This is a genomic window from Saccharothrix hoggarensis (assembly GCF_042678885.1).
In the GTDB taxonomy this organism is placed as follows: domain Bacteria; phylum Actinomycetota; class Actinomycetes; order Mycobacteriales; family Pseudonocardiaceae; genus Actinosynnema; species Actinosynnema hoggarensis.
Genome location: NZ_JBHTLK010000392.1, coordinates 1 through 3,498 on the forward strand (window position 1 = coordinate 1; position 3,498 = coordinate 3,498).

At 72.0% G+C, this 3,498-nt stretch carries 4 protein-coding genes; all 4 read left to right on the plus strand.

The window, feature by feature from the left end; genetic code table 11:
* Window positions 1-995, plus strand: a 995-nt coding sequence (locus tag ACFQ3T_RS35325) for a molybdopterin-dependent oxidoreductase (protein ID WP_380730280.1), incomplete at its 5' end; no start/stop codon positions are given.
* A gap of 101 nt (window positions 996-1,096) precedes the next feature.
* Complete coding sequence (locus tag ACFQ3T_RS35330) at window positions 1,097-1,768, plus strand: fasciclin domain-containing protein (protein ID WP_380730282.1); 672 nt, start codon at window positions 1,097-1,099, stop codon at window positions 1,766-1,768.
* Window positions 1,769-2,009: 241 nt separating this feature from the next.
* Window positions 2,010-2,849 (plus strand): redox-sensing transcriptional repressor Rex, encoded by an 840-nt coding sequence (locus ACFQ3T_RS35335; RefSeq protein ID WP_380730284.1) that lies wholly within the window; start codon window positions 2,010-2,012, stop codon window positions 2,847-2,849.
* Between the two features lie 37 nt (window positions 2,850-2,886).
* Window positions 2,887-3,498: glutamyl-tRNA reductase (hemA, locus tag ACFQ3T_RS35340; protein ID WP_380730286.1), on the plus strand; the 612-nt coding region annotated here is incomplete at its 3' end.

Below are 3,498 nucleotides of genomic sequence, written 5' to 3' on the forward strand. Positions count from 1 at the left end.
GGCAGTTCCTGGGCGGCCGGGTGGACGTGGAGGCGTCGCGCCGGGCCGTCGGCGAGCTGAAGCCCGCCACGCCCGCGCCGCCCATCCCGGCGGGCGCGGACTTCGCCGCCGAGGGCACGCCCCGCTTCCTCACGCCGAACGCCGACTTCTACCGGGTCGACACGGCGCTGAGCGTGCCGCGGCTGCGCGCCGAGGACTGGGTGCTGCGCGTGCACGGCCTGGTCGACCGCGAGCTGAACCTCCGCTACGACGACCTGCGCCGCCGTGACCTGGTCGAGCGCACCGTCAGCATGGTGTGCGTGTCCAACGAGGTCGGCGGGCCGTACATCTCCACCGCGAACTTCGTCGGCGTGCCGCTGCGGGACGTGCTGCTGGAGGCGGGTGTCCGCGACGGCGCGGACCAGCTGTTCTCGACCAGCGTCGACGGCTGGACGGCCGGGTCGCCGGTGGACGTCGTGCTGGAGGAGGACCGGGGCGCGCTGATCGCGCTGGGCATGAACGGCGAGCCGCTGCCGCTGGAGCACGGGTTCCCCGCGCGCCTGGTCGTCCCCGGCCTGTACGGGTTCGTGTCGGCCACGAAGTGGGTCGTCGACCTGGAGCTGACGACGTTCGCGGCGAAGCGGTCGTACTGGCTGCAGCGCGACTGGGCGCAGAAGGCCCCGGTGAAGGTGATGTCCCGGATCGACCGCCCCGAGGGCCTGTCCACGGTGTCCGGCCGTGTCGTGGCGACCGGCGTGGCGTGGGCGCAACCCACCGGCGTGGCGAAGGTGGAGGTGCGGGTCGACGGCGGCCCGTGGCGGACCGCCGCGCTGTCCGCCGAGGTCAACGGCTCGACGTGGCGCATGTGGCGGGTCGAGCTGGACCTCCCCGCGGGCGGCCACACGATCGAGTCACGTGCCACGGACAAGGCCGGGCTCACCCAGCCGCAGGCCCGGCTCGCCCCGATCCCGGACGGCGCGACCGGGTGGCACTCGATCTTCTTCACGGTGCGCTAGGACGCTCGGACAGGTTTTTCCGAAGTGGGTCGAACCGGATCGTCAGTCACGCCGAAGGTCTTAGTGACTACCGAAAAGGTAAACACCGAGGAGTGATCCCAGTGCGGAACCCCAAGCTCGCCATCGTCGGCGCCATCGCCGCAGCCACCCTCTCGCTCGCCGCCTGCGGTGGCGGCGGCGACACCGCGTCGTCCGGCGGCGGCGCCACCACGACGACCGAGGCGGCGCCCACCACCCCGGAGAGCACCCCCTCCGAGACCGCCATGGCCGACGGCGTGACCAAGACGACCGACGTGTTCGGCCCCGGCTGCGCCCAGGTGCCGAGCGACCCCGCGAACAAGGGCTCGCTCCAGGGCATGGTGACCGACCCCGTCGCCACCGCCGCGTCCAACAACCCGCTGCTCACCAAGCTCGTCGCGGCGGTCGGCGCGGCCGGCCTCGGCGACACGCTGAACAGCCAGAAGGCCATCACGGTGTTCGCGCCCTACGACGGCGCGTTCGCCGAGCTGGGCGACGCGAAGTTCGCCGAGCTGGCGGGCCAGCCGGCCGTGCTGGGCGACATCCTGAAGTACCACGTGGTCGGCACGCGCTACGACGCCAAGGGCCTGGAGGGCGCCGGCTCGGTGGACAGCCTGCTCGGCCAGAAGCTCACCATCGCCGGCAGCGGCGACACGATGACCGTCAACGGCGCCCCGGTGCTGTGCGGCAACATCCCGACCGCGAACGCCACCGTGTTCGTCATCGGCAAGGTCCTCACGCCGCCCGCCGCGTGAGCTGACGCACGGATTCACCCCATGGTGAGCCGCGTCCCCCGTATCCACGGGGCGGCGCGGCTCACTTGTTCGACGGGGGGATGTCCATGGGGGAGCACCACGCCGTCACCCGAGCTGACGAAGCCGCCGGGGTCCGGCGCATCAACTTTGTGCAAGCGTTCACAAGCGGTACGGTGGGCGCATCACTCCGCTGGTGGCGGTACCCGGCGGGTCAGTGCGACGGATGTCGAGGAGTACCAGCGTGGCGGCTCAGCGGGGCGAGGGTGACGGTGTCGTGACCCGCCCACAAGGGTCCAGCCCAGCGGGGTCCAGGCCGGTCGGGTCCAGCCCGGAGAGGTCGAGCCGGGACGGGGCGAGCCGGGACGGGGCCGAAGCGCCCGCCGACGTCCGGGAGCGGGCACGCGCGATCCCCGAGGCGGCGGTGGCGCGGCTCGCGGTCTACCTCCGCGTCCTCTCCGGCATGGCCGAGCAGGGTGTGACGACCATCTCCAGCGAGGAACTCGCGGGCGCGGCCGGCGTCAACTCGGCGAAGCTCCGCAAGGACCTCTCCTACATCGGCTCGTACGGCACGCGCGGCGTCGGGTACGACGTCGAGGTGCTGGTGAGCCACATCGAGCGCATCCTCGGCCTCACCCGCAAGCACTCCGTGGCGGTCGTCGGGATCGGTAATCTTGGTCACGCGCTGGCGAACTACGGCGGCTTCCCGAGCCGGGGCTTCCCGGTCGCCGCGCTGTTCGACATCGACCCCGACCTGACGGGAGTGCCGGTAGGCGGCATCCCGGTCGACCACATCGACGACATCACGTCCGTCTGCGCGGAACGCGAGGTGTCGATCGGGGTCATCGCGACACCCCCGCAGGCAGCTCAGGCCGTCTGCGACCGTTTGGTATCCGCCGGAGTCCAGTGCATCCTGAACTTCGCACCCGTCGTGCTCCAAGTGCCGGACTACGTCGAAGTGCGCAAGGTCGACCTGGCGGTCGAGATGCAGATCCTGTCGTTCCACGTCGCGCGGCGGGCTGACGAAGCCGCCAGTGACGTGGTCAACGGCATCGGTGTGGACGGGGTGGTGATTCGCCCGTGATCGTGCGGGTAGTGAGCCGAACGGTGGTGGCGGTCGCATGAGCGTGCTCGTCGTCGGTCTGTCCCACCGGACCACCCCGGTTCCCGTGCTGGAACGCGTCGCCGTGGCCGACGCCGACCGCGGCAAGGTCCTCGACCAGCTGCTGAAGTCGCCGAGCGTGTCCGAGGCCGTGCTGCTGTCGACCTGCAACCGGGTCGAGGTGTACGCGGTCGTCGAGACGTTCCACGGCGGCATGAACGAGGTCGTCGAGGTCCTGGCCCGCCAGGCGGGCGCGGAGCCCGCCGAGCTGTTCGAGCACCTCTACGTGCACTACTCCGCCGCCGCGGTCGAGCACCTGTTCTCCGTGGCGGGCGGCCTCGACTCGATGGTCGTCGGCGAGGCCCAGATCCTGGGCCAGCTGCGCAACGCCTACAACGCCGCCGACGAGGCGGGCGTGGTCGGCCGCACCCTGCACGAGCTGGTCCAGCACGCGCTGCGGGTCGGCAAGCGCGTGCACACCGACACCGACATCGACCACGCCGGCGCGTCGGTCGTCTCCGAGGCGCTGCGGGACGCGGACGACGCGCTGCGGCGCGCCTCGGGCGGCGCGGCGGGCCTCGACGGCCGCAAGGCCCTCATCGTCGGCGCCGGGTCCATGGGCGGCCTGGCC